This is a genomic window from Agrobacterium sp. CFBP2214 (genome assembly GCF_030209895.1).
Taxonomy (GTDB): Bacteria; Pseudomonadota; Alphaproteobacteria; order Rhizobiales; family Rhizobiaceae; genus Agrobacterium; species Agrobacterium radiobacter.
Genome location: NZ_JARVRC010000017.1, coordinates 1 through 1,513 on the forward strand (window position 1 = coordinate 1; position 1,513 = coordinate 1,513).

At 52.7% G+C, this 1,513-nt stretch carries 2 protein-coding genes; both read left to right on the forward strand.

The features are described 5' to 3' along the window. The first annotated feature begins 664 nt into the window (after nt 1-664). Entirely contained in the window at nt 665-982 is a 318-nt protein-coding gene (locus QRN60_RS26570; RefSeq protein ID WP_350225286.1) for a helix-turn-helix transcriptional regulator, read from the forward strand. Continuing rightward, nucleotides 979-1,513 (forward strand): type II toxin-antitoxin system HipA family toxin (locus tag QRN60_RS23835; protein WP_284767044.1); only part of this gene is annotated, 535 nt, incomplete at its 3' end. The genes QRN60_RS26570 and QRN60_RS23835, both read left to right, overlap by 4 nt.

Genomic DNA, 1,513 nt, shown 5'->3' on the forward strand with positions numbered 1-1,513 from the left:
CTTCCGGATTCATCTATAACCAAATCCGCCCCACAGCAAAAATCTATATAAAATCACCTATTTACACAGCGCCAAATTGACTGCCCACCGATTAAAGCCCTCACCTTCCTCAATAATGGTGCGCTTACAATTATTTATATGTTTTAGGCTTTGCTCTAGCTAAATTATATGTTTTGCGAGCGCCGTCCTTTCCCATTTCAACCGCGACCACCCAATCACCCGCCTCATCCATCAATGGGAAATTTATTCTATCTAAAAAGTATAGATATACAAATATATGTATTGATTGAATTTATATAGGTAAAATATTCCGAGGCGAATACCTTTCAAAACATCCATAACTGCAAAAATCCGCTTGCGCAGGTAGATGAATCCCCTACGGGCCGCGGCGGTCGGGCGGACGAATATTCAGCCAGTTGCCTGCCTGCAGCCCATCGCCGCCCGGGTTTCTCAATCCCCTGATTTCACTATTCACAAATAAGGGATCATAAGTGCTTCTTTATATCCATATTCACCGATTAGGGATCATTTTTGATCCCATGTCTTCCCGCTGTAACACCTAGTAATAACGGATCACATATGATACGATTTCCAAGAGTTTCGCCATAAAGGATCACCTATGATTCCTAATAAAAAATCTCCGACAGGCAGCATCGAGACAACCATGCGCGATCTAGGCACCAGGTTGGCTCGGGTTCGCCTCCGTCGCAACCTGACCCAGGCACGACTGGCGCAGGAGGCCGGAGCTTCGCTACCGAGCATCAAGCGGTTGGAGGCTGGCCGGAACAGCTCGCTCGATACCCTTCTCCGCGTATTAAGAGCACTTAACTTGGGCGATCGCATTCTCGACATCCTCCCCAACCCGGACGTTCGACCGGTCGAGCGAGTCCAGCATGACGGCCACGAGCGGCGGCGCGCACGAACGCAGACAGAAGCCCCAAAAGCCAGCGATTGGGCGTGGGCCGAGGAGGATGAGCAATGACGGATGCGACCGTCCGCCTATGGGGTAGAGATATCGGTGCAGTTAGTTGGCTCGACGACAGAGCAATCGGCGTATTCCAATACATGCCTGAGTTCGTCCAAAGCACCATAGAATTGGCACCGATCATGATGCCGCTGCGCCCCGACCCATACGAATTCCCCGGTTTGCCCCGTGACGCCTTCAAGGGTTTGCCCGGCATGATCGCCGACTCCCTCCCTGACAAATTCGGCAACGCTCTGATCGATACATGGCTCGTGACCCAAGGAAGGTCACCCGGCAGCTTCAATCCGGTCGAGCGCCTTTGTTATATCGGTACGCGCGGCATGGGTGCGCTCGAGTTTCATCCCAAAATCCTCAAAGGGCCGCGCAAATCCCAGCGCCTTGAGATCGACGCGCTGACCAAACTCGCCAACGAAGTCCTCAACAATCGCGCCAACCTTACAGGTATCCTCAAGGGCGCTGACGACCAAGAAACCCTGCAGGATATCCTGCGCGTCGGGACGTCCGCAGGCGGCGCGCGCGCCAAGGCTA